Here is a 15461-nt window from a genome sequence, read left to right on the forward strand (position 1 = left end):
CTCAGAGAGTGTAGATAACGCCGCAGCGTCACCGGGCCAGGCTCACCGCAGAGGGTCCCACCCGCGCTCGAGCTGAGCCTTGATCCGGAGCACATTCTGGACGTACAGCTTGGTGTCCGGATACACACCGTTCTTCTTCACGCCGCCCAGGCCTTGGTAGTAGCCGGCGACCGCGAGGTCGAGGCGGGCCGCCCCGGTCAGGCGGCTCAGCAGGACGACCCCGGCGGTGACGTTGTCCCGCGGCTCGAGCAGGTCGAGCTTGCGGCCGACGATGCTCGAGGCGAACTTGCCGGTCGAGGGGATGACCTGCATCGCGCCGACGGCGTTGGCGGGGGAGACCACCCGCTGCTTCCAGCCGGACTCCTGCCAGCTGACCGCGAGTGCGAGCTGTGGGTCGACGCCGTACCGCTTCGAGGTCGTCACGATCAGTGATCGCATCTGGGACCGGGTCGGCAGCTTGCGCTTCTTCAGGATCGCCCGGTTGCGGTTGGCCTGCGCGACGATGTGGTCGGCGTACGTGCGGCCGGCGAAGGTGTTGTCGGTCCGCGCCTTCGTCTTCGCCTTCTTCGGGTGCAGCTTCACCGGGACCTGCAGCGGCTTGCCGGCATAGATGCGGTCGCCGGAGTGCAGGCCGTTCGCGGCGAGCAGGTTGGCCTGGGAGCACTTGAACCGCTTCGCGATCTTCGAGACGGTGTCGCCGCGCTTCACGACGTACGTCACCCGGCCGAGCTGGGAGCGCCTGGCCGGCTGAGCTGTCCGCGTGGTCGAGCCTTTGGAAGGGACCTTCAGGACCTCGCCGGCGTAGATCGCGTTCCCGTTACCCGGCAACTGGTTCAGCGCGACCAGAGTCTTGACCGACGTCCCGTACCGGTCGGCGATGTGACTGAGGGTGTCACCCTGCTTGACCTTGTACGCGCCGAAGCCGGGTGAGCCGGCGGTGATCACGGCAGCGGTCAGGACTGGTACGGCGAGCCCGCTCAGCACCCGTAGGACCTTGTGCATGGCAACCATCTCCCCGTGTGACGTCCTGTTGACCGTAAGCGCTGGTACAGATGTGACAACAGGGGGCCATGGGGTACGTGTTACGCCTGTAATGCAATGTTTACAATTCAAGGCTGAACTACATTGTTGTCGTTCACAAGCATTCCGGTTGCTTCGGGCAACGGTGAATCAGTGCCCGAACCGGCCGGCGAGGAAGGGTTTCGCGAGATCCGGCAGCGTTCCGGTGCGAACGGTCTCGGCCAGCACCTGCGCGGTGACCGGCGTCAGCAGGACGCCGTTCCGGTAGTGGCCGGTTGCCCAGAGCAACCGATCCAGCCCCGACGGGCCGAGGATCGGCGCGTTGTCGGGAGTCGCCGGCCGGAGCCCGGCGATCGCCTCCACGAGTTCGAGCTCGTCGATCACCGGCAGAACGGTCCGCGCGTCGCGCAGCAGTGCGAACACGCCGCCCGCCAGCACGCGGGTGTCGTAGCCCAGCTCGGTGGTGGTGGCACCAACGACCAGTTCGCCACCCGGGCGCGGCACGAGGTAGACGGAGAAGCCGCGCGCGGTCGCTCGTACGGTGTGCTGCAGCGCAGGACGATACGCCTCAGGTACGCGCAGCCGGAGTACCTCACCCTTCACCGGTCGCACCGGCGGACGCAGCTCTTCGGGTACGCCGTCCAGCTGTGACGACCACGGTCCGGTCGCAGCAATCACATGATCTGCGTGGAGGGTGTCGCCGTTCTCGAGCAGTACGCCGGTAGCCGTCGTGCCGGACGTGGTGACGCGAGACACGCGCTGTCGGATGAGTTGGACGCCGGAGAGATCGACGGCGCGCAGGAGGGTAGCGACTGCTTGCCTGTTGTCGACGGAGTGGTCACCGGGAACCCAGACGCCACCGGAGACGCCGGTAGCGAGTAGTGGCTCGCGCCGGCGGGCGTCGCGACCGGTCACCTCCTCTACCTCGAGTCCGAGCCGCCGCTGGTAGTCAGCGAGTCTGCGGAGCGCTGCTGCGTCGTCGACGTCGTACGCGACCGACAGCGTGCCGGTCCGATGCAGGCCGGCGGGTTGTCCGGTGAGCTGTTCCAGTTCGTCGGCGAAGGCGGGCCAGGCGTTCACGGACGCCAGATTGAGGGCGAGCAGGTCGTCCTCGCCGTACTCCACCTCGGTCACCGGTGCGAGCATGCCGGCGGCGACGTTGGAGGTCTGGGCGCCCGGCGTCGGGTCGCAGACGACCACCTCGACACCGTCGGCCGCCAGTCGCCATGCGGTCGCCAGACCGATCAGTCCGCCGCCGATCACCACCACGTCAGGCATGCCACAGAGCCTACGGCTGCGCAGACATGGCAGGCTTTGGGGTGTGACCGACCACACCGAACGGCTCGACGACGCCCGCCTCTACCTGTGTACGGATGCCCGCGAGAAGCAGGGTGACCTCGAGCAGTTCCTGGACGCCGCACTGGGTGGTGGTGTGGACATCGTGCAGCTCCGGCAGAAAGAGATGGAGGCTGCCGACGAGCTGGCCGCGCTGGAGGTGTTCGCCGACGCCTGCAAGCGACACGGCAAGCTGCTGGCGGTCAACGACCGCGCGGACATCGCATTCGCGGCGGGAGCCGACGTACTGCACCTGGGACAGCGTGACCTGCCGGTGCATGCCGCTCGGGCGATCACGGGACCGGGGCCGATCGTCGGGCGGTCGACGCACACGTTCAGCCAGGTGAACGCCGCGGTGGCCGAGCAGGGCTCGGACTACTTCTGCGTCGGGCCGACGTGGGAGACGCCGACCAAGCCGGGGCGGCAGGCCGCCGGTCTGGAGCTGGTGTCGTACGCCGCGGGCCGCCGTCAGTCGAAGCCGTGGTTCGCGATCGGCGGGATCGATCTGGGGCGGCTGGACGAGGTAATGGAAGCCGGTGCGACGCGAGTGGTCGTCGTACGCGCGATCACCGATGCAGACGACCCAGGAGAGGCGGCCGCCGAGTTCAGTCGGAGGCTGCGGTGATCAACAACCCGAAGGCCGCGCGGATCGTCGCGGTCGTGGTGATCGCCATGCTGGTGATCACCCTGGCGGCGTCGCTGTTCGGGTGCGCGGCGGACGCGAAGGCGTCCAGCGAGGTCGACCCGGACAGCGGTCTGAAGATCGTCGCGGTGGCCGACCTGCCGAAGGAGGCGCAGGACACGCTGAAGCTGATCGACCAGGGCGGACCGTACCCGTACAGCCGCGACGGCGTGGTGTTCGGCAATCTGGAGAAGATCCTGCCGAAGCACGACCGCGGCTACTACCACGAGTACACCGTGAAGACGCCGGGTGAGAAGGACCGTGGGGCCCGCCGGATCGTGACCGGTAACGCTCACGAGCGTTACTACACGGACGACCACTACAAGTCCTTCCGCCGCATCGCGGAAGACGGGGGAACCTCATGACCGACCTGCGCGCGCTGCTGACGGCCGGGCTCCGTCCAGGCGTCTATCGCTGGCCATCGACCGCGACCACCGACCAGGTACGCCGTGATGCTGCCGCCGCCGGGTTCGGATTCGTCCTGCTCGACACGAGCGAGATCCACGACAAGGCAGGGTTCCTGGACCTGTGTGCGACTGCCTTCGACCTGCCACGCTGGTTCGGCCGGAACTGGGACGCGCTGGCCGACTCGCTCAGCGACCGGTCGACAGGGGAGCCCGAGGTCGTGCTGTGGATCGGTCTGCGGCACCTGCTCGAGCACGACCATGACACGGTCGACGTAGCCCTGCAGATCTTCGAAGAGGACACCACGAACTCCGGTCAGCTCCGGATCCTCATCCACGAGAAGGCCGGCGCCGAAGCGCCGGACCTGTTGGCGTCACTGCCGGTCCTTTAGCCGCTCGGCCAGCTCGTCGAGATCGTCGGCGAACAGCAGATTGCGGCCGCGGTTGCTCTCCCGGACCCAGTCGGCCAGCGGCTTGCTGGCTGCGATCCGCGCCGAGATGTCGCCGACGACGGCAAGCCCCATCCGGTACGACACGAACTTCTGCGTGATCGCGCCGGCCCGCCCGGTCCGCAGTTCGAAGAACTCGTCACCGAGCTGCTCCGGCGTGAACGCGATCCACTCGGCCTGGTGGGCGTAGTAGGCGTCGACGATGAGCTGCACGGCGTCGCTGTCGGTGGCGACGGCCGTGTCGCTGACGAACACGTTCACACCGGCAAGATCAACCATGTACTCAAAATTACCCTATCTATCCCTCTGCAGCCATTTATAGGGAATTCTAAGGAACTTGCCATAGTCTAGTGAGATGGCGCAGGAGCTGTACTCGGTCGAGCAGGTCGCGAATCGGCTGGGGCTGCACGTCCGCACGATCCGGAACTACGTCCGTGACGGCCGGCTCAAGGCGGTGCGGATCGGCAAGCAGTACCGGATCACCCGCGAGGACCTCGAGGAGTTCACCGGCGCGCCCACCGCCGTCGTCGACGTCGACCGGTCCGCCCGGCACGTCGAGGCGTCCAGCATCGTCCACATCGATGCCGTCGACCGCGCCACCGCGGACCGCATCACCACGCACATCCTCGGCGCGCTGAACCAGCCCGAGGCGGTCAATCTGAAGGCCGAGACGATCTACGACGAGGACCGGGCCGTCCTCAAGGTCATCGTCCTCGGCAACCTTCCGGCCACCGCCGATCTGCTGCGGCTGATCAACCTGATGGCCGAGCAGTAGGCGGTTACACCTCGCGCGAGGTCGCCGCGATCGCCAGGTCCGTCAGGGCTTTCCGGCTCGCGTCGTCGGCAAGCGGCGCCTCGTCCAGAGCGTCGAGCGCATCCTCGGTGCGGTTCGTGATCAGGTCTTCGCAAGCCTGTACGGCGCGGGAGTCCTGGAGGATCTCGCGCAGCAACTGGATCTCGTCGTCGTCGAGGTCCGGGCGACCGAACAGCCGGTCGAACTCCGACAGCTGGACCTCCGACGCGTGGTCGATCGCGTAGGCGATCAGGACCGTCCGCTTGCCCTCGCGCAGATCGTCCCCGGCCGGCTTCCCGGTCACCGCCGGGTCGCCGAACACCCCGAGCAGATCGTCCCGCAACTGGAACGCCTCACCCAACGGCAGCCCGTAGCCCGACAACGAGGAGATCAACCGCGAGTCGGCCCCGGCCAGCGCGGCACCCACGTGCAGCGGCCGCTCGATCGTGTACGTCGCCGACTTGTACCGCAGTACTCGCAGCGCCAGGTCCATGTCCGATTCGCCGCTCGCCTGCGCGAGCAGGTCGAGGTACTGCCCGGCCGTCACCTCGACCCGTACGGCGTCGAAGTACCTCTCCGCGCGGGCCAGCGCCGCCGCATCGAACCCGGACGTGTGCAGCAGCTCGTCGGCCCAGATCAGGCACAGATCCCCGAGCAGGATCGCCGCCCCGATCCCGAACCCGACCGGATCGCCGCCATGGCCGCTCTTCTCGGCCCGCTCCCGCTGCAGCGCCTCGAACCGGCGATGAGCAGCCGGCGCACCCCGTCGTACGTCGGAGGAATCCATCACGTCGTCGTGGACGAGCGCACTGACGTGCAGCATCTCCAGGCTCGCCGCTGCGGTCAGGATCGGCTGCGCCGGATCACCGCCCGCGGCCCGGAAACCCCAGTAACAGAAGGCCGGACGCAGCCGCTTGCCGCCGCTCGTCGCGTCCCGCGCTGCCTGCACCTGCTCGGTCAGCTCCGGCCCGAGCGCCGCGAGCCGCTCCTCCTGCCGATCCAGGAACACGCTCAGCGCCTGCTGGATCCCGCCCGGAATGTCCACATCGCCATACACATCTCGGAGCGTAGTCGTTGGGCAGACAGCGGCGAGCACCGCGGGTAACCTGTGCGACATGGCGAACGGTCTTCCTTCGACGCGTCCCGGCGGGGCGCCGACGATCCGTGAACTGCTTGCGTCCGGAGGCCGGTCCTTCTCGTTCGAGTTCTTCCCACCGAAGACGCCTGAGGCCGAGGAGGTGCTGTGGCGGTCGATCCGTGAGATCGAGCAGCTGCACCCGACCTTCGTCTCGATCACGTACGGCGCCGGCGGGACCACCCGCGACGGCACGATCCGCGTCACCGAGCGGGTCGCCCAGGACACGTCGCTGACCCCGCTCGGTCACCTGACCTGCGTGTCGCACTCGCGGGACGAGCTGCGCTCGGTGATCGGCGCGTACGCCGGAGCCGGCGTCCGGAACATGCTCGCGCTGCGCGGCGACCCGCCCGGCGGGCCGAACCAGCCGTGGGTCGCGCACCCCGAGGGTCTCAACCACGCGGTCGAGCTGGTCGAGCTGATCCGTTCGCTCGGCGACTTCAGCGTCGGCGTCGCGGCGTTCCCGGACAAGCACCCGGAAGCGACGTCGCTCGAGGCGGACGCCCAGGTGCTAGCGGCCAAGGCCCAGGCCGGCGCCGACTACGCCATCACCCAGATGTTCTTCGGCGCCGACGACTACTTCCGGCTGGTCGACCGCTCCGCCGCGCTCGGCTGCGACATGCCGGTGCTGCCGGGCATCATGCCGGTCACCAACATCAAGCAGATCCAGCGGATGGCCGAGCTCACCGGGATGGCGCTGCCCGAGGCGGTCACCTCGCGCCTGCTCGCGGTCGAGGACGAGCCGACGGCGGTCCGCGAGGTCGGGATCGAGATCGCGACCGAGCTCTGTGAGCGCCTGCTGGCCGGCGGAGCGCCCGGCATCCACTTCATTACGCTGAACAGGTCGACAGCAACCCGACAGGTCTTCCGCAACCTCAGTTCCACCGTCGTATCCTGACGCAATGGCTGACCCGTCGGACCTGTTGATCGACCGCACTCTCGTCCTGCTCCGGCACGCGAAGGCGGTGCCGCCCGAGTCCAGGCCGGATCTGCCCGATCTCGACCGGCCGCTCGCCGAGCGCGGGCGCGCCGACGCCGGTGCGGCCGGCCGCCATCTTGTTGCCCAGGGCATCGAAGCGGACCTGGTCCTGTGCTCGCCGTCGAAGCGCACCCGGGAGACCTGGAAGTACGTCGCCGAGGCCGGCGTCACCGCTGCGGACGTCTGGTACGACAAGCGGATCTACAGCGCCGACGTCGACGGGCTCCTCGACGTCATCCACGAGACCCCGACCGAGGCCCGCACCGTGATCGTCGTCGGACACGCACCGGGCATCCCGTGGCTGGCCGACGAGCTGGCGCTGGACGGCACCAGCCCGGAGCGGGTCGAGCTCACCCAGAAATACCCGACGTCAGGCCTCACGATCCTGCACCTGACCTGCCGTTGGTCGGACCTCGCGGCGAACGAGGCCGACCTCGTGCAGTACGTCGTACCTCGGGGCTAGTTGTTCTGAGGTAGCCAGTTCGTGGTGCTGTTGACGGTGATCAACCGCTGAGTGGCTCGCGTCAGTACGACGTACAGCGCTCGCACGCCGCCAAGCGTGTCGCTGACGATGCGGTCCGGCTCCACGACCACGACCGCGTCGTACTCGAGGCCCTTCGACTCCAGTGGGCTGAGCGCGACGACCCGTGGATCGCCCAGCTCGGCGAGCACCTGGTCGACGGCAGGGCGCAGCTTCGGCGGCACGATGACGCCGACTGTGCCCTCGACCAGCTGCAGCAGCTCGGCGGCCGCGTCGCCCGCCGCCTCCGAGACCTTGCCGTCGTCGAAGACCCGGTGCTCCGGCTCGACACCGGTGCTGCGGACCGCGTTGGGCAGGTCCGCGTCCGGGATGGACTGCCTGATCACCTCACCGGCGAACGAGTAGATCTCGGCCGAGTTCCGGTAGTTGGTGGACAGCCGGAACGAGTGCCGCTGCAGGTGCGACAGCATCGAATCCATCGCGGCGCGCGCCTCGTCCGGGTCAGGCCAGGAGCTCTGCGCCGGGTCGCCGACGATCGTCCAGCTGGCCTGCGGTCCGCGCCGGGTGACCATCCGCCACTGCATGGGGGAGAGGTCCTGAGCCTCGTCCACCAACACGTGCGCGTACTCCTCCGGCTCCTCCGCCTCCCGGGCTGCAGCGGCGCGGGCCCGGCGCTCGGAACTGGTCAGCACCTCGTTGACGCCGTCGCTGAGCCCTTCCAGCCAGTCGAACTCCTCGTCGGTGTTCTCCTGCACCGGCGGCCGGCCCAGAAACGTGCTCAGCTCGTCCAGCAACGCCACGTCGGCGATCGTGAACTCATCCGTCGTCCGGATCCCTCTGGCGAGCGCGTCGATCTCTGCAGGTGTCATGTCGTTCCGGGCCCAGCGCTGGAGTCGGCGTGGGTCACCCAGCCAGCGCAGTACGACCTCCGGCGTCACCACCGGCCACCACTGGCTGAAGAACGTCCGGAACGCCGGAGTGTCCGCCACACGGTCGCCGAACGCCTCACGGTCGCCGAGCGGCCCAGTGCGCAGGTCGTCCGGGAACCGCTGCCAGAGCGCGGCGATCAGGCCCTTCCGTGCCTCGCTGGCCGCCTTGTTGCGGGCAGTCCGGCGCAGCGCGTTCCGGCGTACGTTGTCGAGCTGGTTGGCGTCCAGCTCAACTGTGGCGCCGCCGAGGAACACGCGCAGGTTGGTCGGTGCGTTCGGCACCCGATCACGGGCCGCCCGCGCCAGCACGGCGCGCATCCGCAGCGAACCCTTGATCGCGGCCACGTCGGCCTCGTCGACCGCAGTGGCCTTCACGCCGTCGACCAGCTCACCGACAGCCCGCAGCGAGACGGTGTTCTCACCAAGGCTCGGCAGCACGCGCTCGATGTACGCCATGAACGCCGCGGACGGGCCGACAACCAGTACGCCGCCGCGCTCGAAGCGCCTGCGGTCGCTGTAGAGCAGGTACGCCGCCCGGTGCAGAGCGACCACGGTCTTGCCGGTGCCCGGTCCACCACCGATGACGGTGACGCCGCGCGCAGGCGCCCGGATCGCCTCGTCCTGCTCGGCCTGGATGGTGGCGACGATGTCGCGCATCGTGTGACCACGCGCCCGGGACAGCGACGCCATCAGCGCGCCCTCACCCATCACCGGCAGGTCCTCGGGCGCGCGCTCCGGCGCCAGCAGGTCGTCCTCGAGCCCGACGATCCGCGGACCCTTGTTCCGCAGTACGCGACGCCGCACGACCTTCTGGCGGTCCGTCGCGGTGGCCCGGTAGAACGGCTCGGCCGCCGGCGCACGCCAGTCGATCACCAGCGGCTCGTACTCCGCGTCGCGGACACCGATCCGGCCGACGTACAGCTTGTCGAGGTCGGCCGCGGTCGCGGCGGCCGGCTCGTCGTCCCCGTGGTCGGAGTCGAGCCGGCCGAAGACCAGGCCTTCGTGCTCGGCGTCCAGCTCGGCGATCCGGCGGGCAGCGGCGAACACGAGCACGTCGCGCTCGTACAGACCGGTCTGCTCCTCGTCGCGGACCCGGCCGACGTTCTGCGCCTGGCCACGCTCGTGGCCCTCGACCGCGATCCGGGACGCGGACCGCGCGGCCTCCTCGACCCGGCCGTACACCCGGTCGATGTGTTGTTGCTCAGCCGCCAGCTCCGCCCGCTCCACGCTGTCAAAGTTGTCGTGATCGGCCGATGTGGGGGTTTGATCCACCGAGGTCCTCTCTACCGCCGGGCACCACCCCGACTCAGAACACAGGAACAACCAATCTTAGTTTGTTCCCTTGTCCAACCCCACCGCGGCCTCAGGCCTTCCCGATGGCGTCGGCCACAATCGCCGCGCCCAGGGTGGTGGCAGGCACGCCGGAGCCGGGATGCGCGCCCGCGCCGACGCAGTACAGGCCCCTCACCGGGGACACGTTCGAGGCGCGACGGCGGGCGGTCCGGTAGCCCTCCCAGGCCACTCCGGCCCACCAGGACGGTGACGTCTGCCGCGAGACCACGTTGTCCCGGATCGGCAGCCCGCGCGCGACCAGCAGATCGAGTACGTCGTCGGTGGGGTAGCCGTGGACCAGCACGGACCACGCCTGGTGACCGGCCGGCGCCGTACCGCCCGTGCGGACGACGACGGTCGGCGTGCCGTGCAGCACGGTCTCGAACGGCAGCTCCGGCACCGGGTCCTTCAGGCCGAGGTGGACGACGTACGCCGCCTGGGCCTGGTGGGTCGCGAGGATCCGCTTGCGGACCTTCTTCGCCGCTGAATCGGTCACGAAGCTCTCGTAGAGCACCCGTGGGTCGATGTCGCTCACCACGACCTCCGCCGGAAGCTCAGTGCCGTCAGTGAGTCGTACGCCGGTCACTGCGCCGCCGTTCGTCGTCACGGCGACCACCTCGGCGCTGGTGTGGACGGTGACCTTCCGCTCGCTCGCACGCTGCACCAGGGCATCAGCCAGTGCGCCGAAGCCGCCCGCGATCGTCCAACGGCCGAAGGTGCGTTCCAGGTACGACCACACGCCGACGTATCCCGGTGTGAGGATGGCGTCCGAACCGCCTTGGGCCGCGAAGTGCCGCAGTACAGCGCGAGCCCGTTCGTCGCTCAGTTCGCGCTGTGCGACCTTCTCGAGCGACTGCCAGGGCTTGAGGGCGCGGATCGTCTTGATGGGCAGCTTGTCCTCGAGCGGTGGCTCGAGTGAGGTCTTGCGGAGGATCTGCCACGTGTCGCCGTACGAGTCGACCAGTGCGGTCCACTGCTCGGCCACGGCCGCACCTGCGAGGTCGGTCCAGGCCTCCTCCTGTAGGCCGCGGTCGCTGATCGGCAGGTCGAGCACAGAGCCGTCAGTGAACATGTGGCGGCGTGGCTCGGTCACCGGCTCCAGCTGGACCAGACTCTCGATCGGACGGCCGCTCTTGCGGAACAGATCGCGCAGCGCGGCCGGCAGCGTCGTACTGGCTGCTCCGGCGTCCCAGCTGAAGCCGTCTGCTTCCACTCGGCCGAGCACTCCGCCGAGATGCTCGTTCTGTTCGCAGATGGTGACCTGGTGGCCGAGCTTGGCCAGCCGCACCGCACTGGCGAGACCGGCCAACCCGGCCCCGACGACAATCACATTGGCCATCAGACAGCACTGCTCCCAGTTGCAGGGGTACTTCGTCTCTCACGCCATGCTCTGAACCTGCGATATCCGCGCCGGATGAACCGGAACGCGAAGTACACGCCGATCAGTCCGAGGACCAGCAGGACACCGGCGATGATCAGCGCGGCCTCCGGATGGAACGCGGCCAGTGACACCACACCGGCGACGACGACGTCCTCACCGGAGGACGCGGCGATGTTGGTGACCGGCTCGGGGGAGGTGTTGATCGCCAGCCGCAGACTGGCCTTCACCGTGTGCGAGAGCAGCGCGACCAGACCACCTGTCGTCGCGATGATCGCCTGGTGCAGTGTGCTCGCCTGACCCGACAGCATCGCGGCCAGGATCGCGCCGATCGTCGGCCGGATCACCGTCGAGATCGCGTCCCACGCGGAGTCGACGTACGGGATCTTGTCGGCGACGAACTCGAACGCGAACAGAACACCCGCTGCGATCAGCACCGGGGTCGTGGTCAGGGCGTGCGGTACGTCGTCGGCGCCGGCGAAGCGGCCCAGCAGACCGAGAATCAGCGCGCAGACATAGGCATTCACGCCACTGGCCCAGCCAGTCGTGACCGCCAGCGGCAGCGCTTCCAATGTCCTGCTCCGTAACCCTCAGTGGCCGTCCTGCACGACGCACGTTTTCGTCAGTATCGAACCCTCGGACGTGAGTTTTGGTTAACCGTTGACATCCGCGTCGCCTCGACTCACAGTGACTAGGCTGCCAGTCTCTGTGACCGGCACCCGCCCGAGGGGTTCAGGAGAACATCATGCTGCGTCGTCCGAAGATTCTTGCCGCACTCGCTGCGGTAGCGCTGCCGGCCGCCCTGGTCGGCGTGTCGTTGGGAGGTCCACCCGCCGAGGCGTCACAACCGTCCGCCAGGCCCGCGCCGTCACTTGTCGCCGCCACGGCGTACAGCGCGGCCGCCGCGAAGTACGGCGTTCCGGAGTCGGTCCTGCTGGCCGTCTCGTACGCCGAGTCGCGCTGGGACGACCACGCCGGCGCGCCGAGCACCTCAGGTGGCTACGGCCCGATGCACCTCACCTCGCTGGGCGCGTCGGAGGTGGCCGACCTGTCCGGCAAGCAGAAGGTCGCGACGGCCGAGTCGCTGCAGACGCTGAAGAAAGCGTCCGAGCTGACCGGGCTGGACGCGTCCTCGCTGCGCACCGACGTCACCGCGAACATCAACGGTGGCGCCGCGGTGCTGGCGTCGTACCAGAAGTCGCTCGGCCTGCCGGTCGGCGCGACCACCTCACCGGCCGAGTGGTACGGCGCGGTGGCGTCGTACGCCGAGGCCGGCGACAAGGTCGGCGCGGCCGGCTTCGCCGACGACGTCTACTCGATCATGGCCAAGGGCGCCGCGCGTACGACGAACACCGGCCAGCAGATCGTGATGCCGGCCGTCGCGGTGAAGCCGGACACGGCGCAGGTCGGCAAGCTGTCGCTGCCGGCCGGGGTACAGCCGTCGAAGTCGGACGTGGAGTGCCCGCCGACGCTCGGCTGTGAGTGGCTGCCGGCGCCGTACTCGGAGTTCGGCACTGCCGGCGACTACGGCAACCACGACCTCGCCAACCGGCCGAAGACCGGCAAGATCGACTACATCGTCATCCACGACACCGAGGGCACCTGGCAGGGCGTGCTGAACCTGGTGCAGGACCCGACGTACGTGAGCTGGAACTACACGATGCGGTCGTCCGACGGACACACCTGGCAGCACGTGAAGGCCAAGGACGTCGCCTGGCACGCCGGCAACTGGTACGTGAACATGCACAGCATCGGCATCGAGCACGAGGGCTTCGCACCGCAGGGCGCCACGTGGTTCACCGAGTCGCTCTACCGCAACTCGGCCAAGCTGGTGAAGTACCTGGCCGCGAAGAACAACATCCCGCTGGACCGCGCGCACATCATCGGCCACGACCAGGTGCCGGGCACGGTGCCGTCGACGGTGGCCGGCATGCACTGGGACCCGGGACCGTACTGGGACTGGGAGCACTACTTCGACCTGCTCGGTGCGCCGATCTACGGGCACAAGGTCTTCCCGGTCCGCGCCGGTTCGATCGTGACGATCAAGCCCGGCTTCGCGAACAACGTGCAGGTGGTCTCCAACTGCGACGCGCCGAACACCACGTGCACGCCGCAGGGCACCAACTTCGTCTACCTGCGCCAGTCGCCGGACGACAACGCCCCGCTGGTCAAGGACATCGGCCTGCACCCGAACGGGATCGACGGCACCACTGACGTGTCGGACATGGGCTCCCGGGCCGCAGCGGGTTCGCAGTACGTCGTGGCGCAGCGTCAGGGTGACTGGGTCGCGGTCTGGTACCTCGGTGCGCTGGGCTGGTTCAAGAGCCCGGCCAACGCACCGGACGCCTTCGCCAAGCCCGGTCTGGTCGTGAAGCCGAAGGCCGGTAAGACGTCGGTGCCGGTGTACGGGCGTGCATACCCGGAGCAGTCGGCGTACCCGACCGGGATCCCGTACCAGACGGTGACGCCGCTGCAGTACTCGATCGGCGCGGGTCAGTCGTACCCGGTCGGCGACCTGAACATCGAGACCGACTACTACCGCGCCGTCACGTTCGACGGCCAGCCGCCGACCGACCACGTCCAGGTCCTCGGCAAGGACAGGTACTACCAGATCTGGTTCGGCCACCGGATGGCCTACGTCCGGGCTGCCGACGTAGACGTCCGCCCGGCCGTCTAACCTGGAGCACGTGATCGACGAAGCCGTCCAGCCTGTGCTGGACGGCTTCGTCAGCTCTGTCTGCAAAGTCGCCGCTGTCGAGGCGATCTGGCTGCACGGCTCACTGGCACTGGGGGACTACCAGTTGGGTCGCAGCGACCTCGACGTGATCGTCGTGACCTCGTCGCCGCCTCCGCCCGCTGTTGCCGACGTACACCGGCAGCTGATCCGCGACTTCCCGCTCGCCGCGAAGCTGCACTGCTCGTACATGACCGAGCTGGCCGACCTCTCGGTGCGGCATCCGACGTTCGCGCACCGGCGGTACTTCGACCGGCCGGTGACTCCGGTGACCCGGCGGGAGCTTGCCATCGGCAACCGCACGCTGTTCGGGCCGACGCCGGCGGAGCTCTTGCCGGTTGTGAGTGACGAGGAGCTGTTCGCGTTCATCCGTCGCGACCTCAACGACTTCTGGCTGCCGGCCACCCGCAAACGGACCAACTGGTACGCCGACATCTGGGTCGACCTCAGCCTGCTCACGATCGCCCGCGCCCACGTCACGCTGGCGACCGGCGACCTGATCACCAAGCGCGCGGCGTTCGACGTACTGCCCTATCTGGGGGCTCCCGCGGACGTCGTCGAGGACATCCGGCGGCGACGGTACGGGCCGGAGTTCCGGACCGGGCCGTGGTGGCGGCACACGCGCGCCGGGCTCACGCGGCGATTCGTGAGTACGGCGATTCCCGCCGTACTCGGTTCGCCGCTCAGTTCACGGTGATCGGCGTGCCGTCGGTCAGCTTCAGCAGCTCGGCGTACGTGGTCGGGAAGACCGAGTGGGGAATGCCGGCCGCGGCCCAGATCACGTCGTACTGCTCGAGCGCAGTGTCGACGTAGGTGCGGACCGGGCCAGGGTGGCCGACCGGGGCGACGCCGCCGATCGACTGACCGGTGTGCTCCTTCACGAACTCCGGCGTGGCCCGCTTCAGCTTGGCGATGCCGAGCTCGGCGGCGACCTTCGCGGTGTCCACGCGGTGCGCGCCCGAGGTGAGGATGAGAACCGGCACACCGTCGCCGTTGAAGATCAGGCTGTTCGCGATCGCGCCGACCTCGCAGCCGAGCTCGGCCGCCGCGGCCGCCGCGGTCGGCACCGCCTCGTCCAGGATCACGATCTCGCCGGTAGCACCTGCCGCCGCGAGTGCGTCGGCAACCTTCTGCACATTGGGATGACTGCTCACCCTCGTGAGCTTATGCGCCGTGTCACGCCGATTTCAGCCCGGCCGCACCGAACGAGACGTTGAACCGGTCGCACCAGATCGCGACGCTGCGGAAGGCGTCCAGCCGGACGTCGGCCGGGATCGGGTAGTTCTGGTTGCCGCGGTTGCCCTTCAGGCTGCCCAGACTGCGATACGCGCCGTCGTCGAACACGTGCCATCCGTCGCGCCCCGGGTTCACCTCGGCGTCGCTCAGCCACACCTTGAGGTCCGGCCCGTCCGAGGTGTCGAGATTCTCGATCCGCAGCACCCGACCGCCGTCGGGAAGGGCGAGGACGGCGACCGTGCCCGACGTCCGGTGTTCGTGACTGATCAGCTTCCCGATCAGAAGAACCTTCGGCCGGGGCTTGACAACCGGCGTCGGTTTTGCCGGGTGCGCAGAAACTGTCGGTGGCGTCGTCGACGATGAAGTCGTGGAGATCGGAGCAGTGCCGGGCAGCGCCTCGTCGACGACCCTGTCGGTGAGCAGCCGCCACGGCTGGAAGAGCGGCAGCGCGACTGCTGCGACGACTGTGACCGCGGCGACTGCCGCGGTGATTCCTGCTGCCCGTCTCCGCATCGTTCGCCCTTCCGTCGTGACCTCTCCAGTCTGGCGTCCGGAGGCGTCGCGTGGCGGCGCG

17 protein-coding genes are annotated in these 15461 nt (G+C 68.7%); 8 read left to right on the forward strand and 9 right to left on the reverse strand.

Annotated elements, in window-relative coordinates:
* Positions 1 to 42 precede the first annotated feature (42 nt).
* Positions 43 to 1002 carry a LysM peptidoglycan-binding domain-containing protein gene (locus tag OHA10_RS26435; protein WP_371401457.1) on the reverse strand — a complete coding sequence of 320 codons (960 nt, stop codon included), beginning with the start codon at positions 1000 to 1002 and terminating at the stop codon, positions 43 to 45.
* Between the two features lie 168 nt (positions 1003 to 1170).
* Positions 1171 to 2298: a glycine oxidase ThiO gene (gene thiO, locus OHA10_RS26440; RefSeq protein ID WP_371401458.1), complete on the reverse strand. Its 1128-nt coding sequence runs from the start codon at positions 2296 to 2298 to the stop codon at positions 1171 to 1173.
* A gap of 43 nt (positions 2299 to 2341) precedes the next feature.
* Between thiO and thiE the strand changes: the two genes are divergently transcribed.
* Genes thiE through OHA10_RS26455 form a run of 3 tightly spaced genes read left to right on the forward strand, consistent with a single transcriptional unit; the run spans position 2342 to position 3833 of the window.
* Entirely contained in the window at positions 2342 to 2980 is a 639-nt protein-coding gene (gene thiE, locus OHA10_RS26445; protein ID WP_371401459.1) for a thiamine phosphate synthase, read from the forward strand.
* A complete protein-coding gene (locus OHA10_RS26450) occupies positions 2977 to 3402 on the forward strand; it encodes a ribonuclease domain-containing protein (protein ID WP_371401460.1) in 426 nt (141 codons plus the stop codon). The genes thiE and OHA10_RS26450 overlap by 4 nt, the downstream gene beginning before the upstream one ends.
* Complete coding sequence (locus OHA10_RS26455) at positions 3399 to 3833, forward strand: barstar family protein (RefSeq protein WP_371401461.1); 435 nt, start codon at positions 3399 to 3401, stop codon at positions 3831 to 3833. The genes OHA10_RS26450 and OHA10_RS26455 overlap by 4 nt, the downstream gene beginning before the upstream one ends.
* On the opposite strand, the gene OHA10_RS26460 is transcribed toward OHA10_RS26455, so the two are convergent.
* Positions 3816 to 4169, reverse strand: a complete 354-nt coding sequence (locus OHA10_RS26460) for a DUF4180 domain-containing protein (RefSeq protein ID WP_371401462.1) — start codon at positions 4167 to 4169, stop codon at positions 3816 to 3818. The two genes, OHA10_RS26455 and OHA10_RS26460, sit on opposite strands and share 18 nt — an antisense overlap.
* 76 nt (positions 4170 to 4245) lie before the next feature.
* Between OHA10_RS26460 and OHA10_RS26465 the strand changes: the two genes are divergently transcribed.
* Complete coding sequence (locus OHA10_RS26465; RefSeq protein WP_371401463.1) at positions 4246 to 4665, forward strand: helix-turn-helix domain-containing protein; 420 nt, start codon at positions 4246 to 4248, stop codon at positions 4663 to 4665.
* A gap of 4 nt (positions 4666 to 4669) precedes the next feature.
* On the opposite strand, the gene OHA10_RS26470 is transcribed toward OHA10_RS26465, so the two are convergent.
* Entirely contained in the window at positions 4670 to 5740 is a 1071-nt protein-coding gene (locus OHA10_RS26470) for a polyprenyl synthetase family protein (RefSeq protein ID WP_371401464.1), read from the reverse strand.
* Between the two features lie 58 nt (positions 5741 to 5798).
* Here OHA10_RS26470 and metF point away from each other — a divergent pair, with 58 nt between their 5' ends.
* Both metF and OHA10_RS26480 read left to right on the forward strand, forming a co-directional pair.
* Positions 5799 to 6716, forward strand: a complete 918-nt coding sequence (gene metF / locus OHA10_RS26475; RefSeq protein WP_371401465.1) for a methylenetetrahydrofolate reductase [NAD(P)H] — start codon at positions 5799 to 5801, stop codon at positions 6714 to 6716.
* Between the two features lie 4 nt (positions 6717 to 6720).
* Positions 6721 to 7260 (forward strand): histidine phosphatase family protein, encoded by a 540-nt coding sequence (locus tag OHA10_RS26480; protein WP_371401466.1) that lies wholly within the window; start codon positions 6721 to 6723, stop codon positions 7258 to 7260.
* On the opposite strand, the gene OHA10_RS26485 is transcribed toward OHA10_RS26480, so the two are convergent.
* From OHA10_RS26485 to OHA10_RS26495, 3 genes are all read right to left on the reverse strand, one after another.
* Entirely contained in the window at positions 7257 to 9434 is a 2178-nt protein-coding gene (locus tag OHA10_RS26485; protein WP_371401467.1) for a UvrD-helicase domain-containing protein, read from the reverse strand. The two genes, OHA10_RS26480 and OHA10_RS26485, sit on opposite strands and share 4 nt — an antisense overlap.
* A 136-nt stretch (positions 9435 to 9570) precedes the next feature.
* Positions 9571 to 10878, reverse strand: a complete 1308-nt coding sequence (locus tag OHA10_RS26490; protein ID WP_371401468.1) for a phytoene desaturase family protein — start codon at positions 10876 to 10878, stop codon at positions 9571 to 9573.
* Positions 10878 to 11489: a DUF4126 domain-containing protein gene (locus OHA10_RS26495; protein ID WP_371401469.1), complete on the reverse strand. Its 612-nt coding sequence runs from the start codon at positions 11487 to 11489 to the stop codon at positions 10878 to 10880. The genes OHA10_RS26490 and OHA10_RS26495 overlap by 1 nt, the downstream gene beginning before the upstream one ends.
* 173 nt (positions 11490 to 11662) lie before the next feature.
* On the opposite strand from OHA10_RS26495, the gene OHA10_RS26500 reads away from it, so the two are divergent.
* Together OHA10_RS26500 and OHA10_RS26505 are read left to right on the forward strand one after the other, a co-directional pair.
* The gene (locus OHA10_RS26500; protein ID WP_371401470.1) at positions 11663 to 13594 is read left to right on the forward strand and encodes an N-acetylmuramoyl-L-alanine amidase; all 1932 of its coding nucleotides are present in this window, start codon (positions 11663 to 11665) and stop codon (positions 13592 to 13594) included.
* A gap of 10 nt (positions 13595 to 13604) precedes the next feature.
* Positions 13605 to 14348 (forward strand): nucleotidyltransferase domain-containing protein, encoded by a 744-nt coding sequence (locus tag OHA10_RS26505; RefSeq protein WP_371401471.1) that lies wholly within the window; start codon positions 13605 to 13607, stop codon positions 14346 to 14348.
* On the opposite strand, the gene OHA10_RS26510 is transcribed toward OHA10_RS26505, so the two are convergent.
* Positions 14335 to 14805 carry a YbaK/EbsC family protein gene (locus tag OHA10_RS26510; RefSeq protein WP_371401472.1) on the reverse strand — a complete coding sequence of 157 codons (471 nt, stop codon included), beginning with the start codon at positions 14803 to 14805 and terminating at the stop codon, positions 14335 to 14337. The genes OHA10_RS26505 and OHA10_RS26510 overlap by 14 nt on opposite strands.
* Before the next feature lie 22 nt (positions 14806 to 14827).
* A complete protein-coding gene (locus OHA10_RS26515; RefSeq protein ID WP_371401473.1) occupies positions 14828 to 15400 on the reverse strand; it encodes a DM13 domain-containing protein in 573 nt (190 codons plus the stop codon).
* Positions 15401 to 15461 lie beyond the last annotated feature (61 nt).

This window comes from Kribbella sp. NBC_00662, assembly GCF_041430295.1.
Taxonomy (GTDB): Bacteria; Actinomycetota; Actinomycetes; order Propionibacteriales; family Kribbellaceae; genus Kribbella.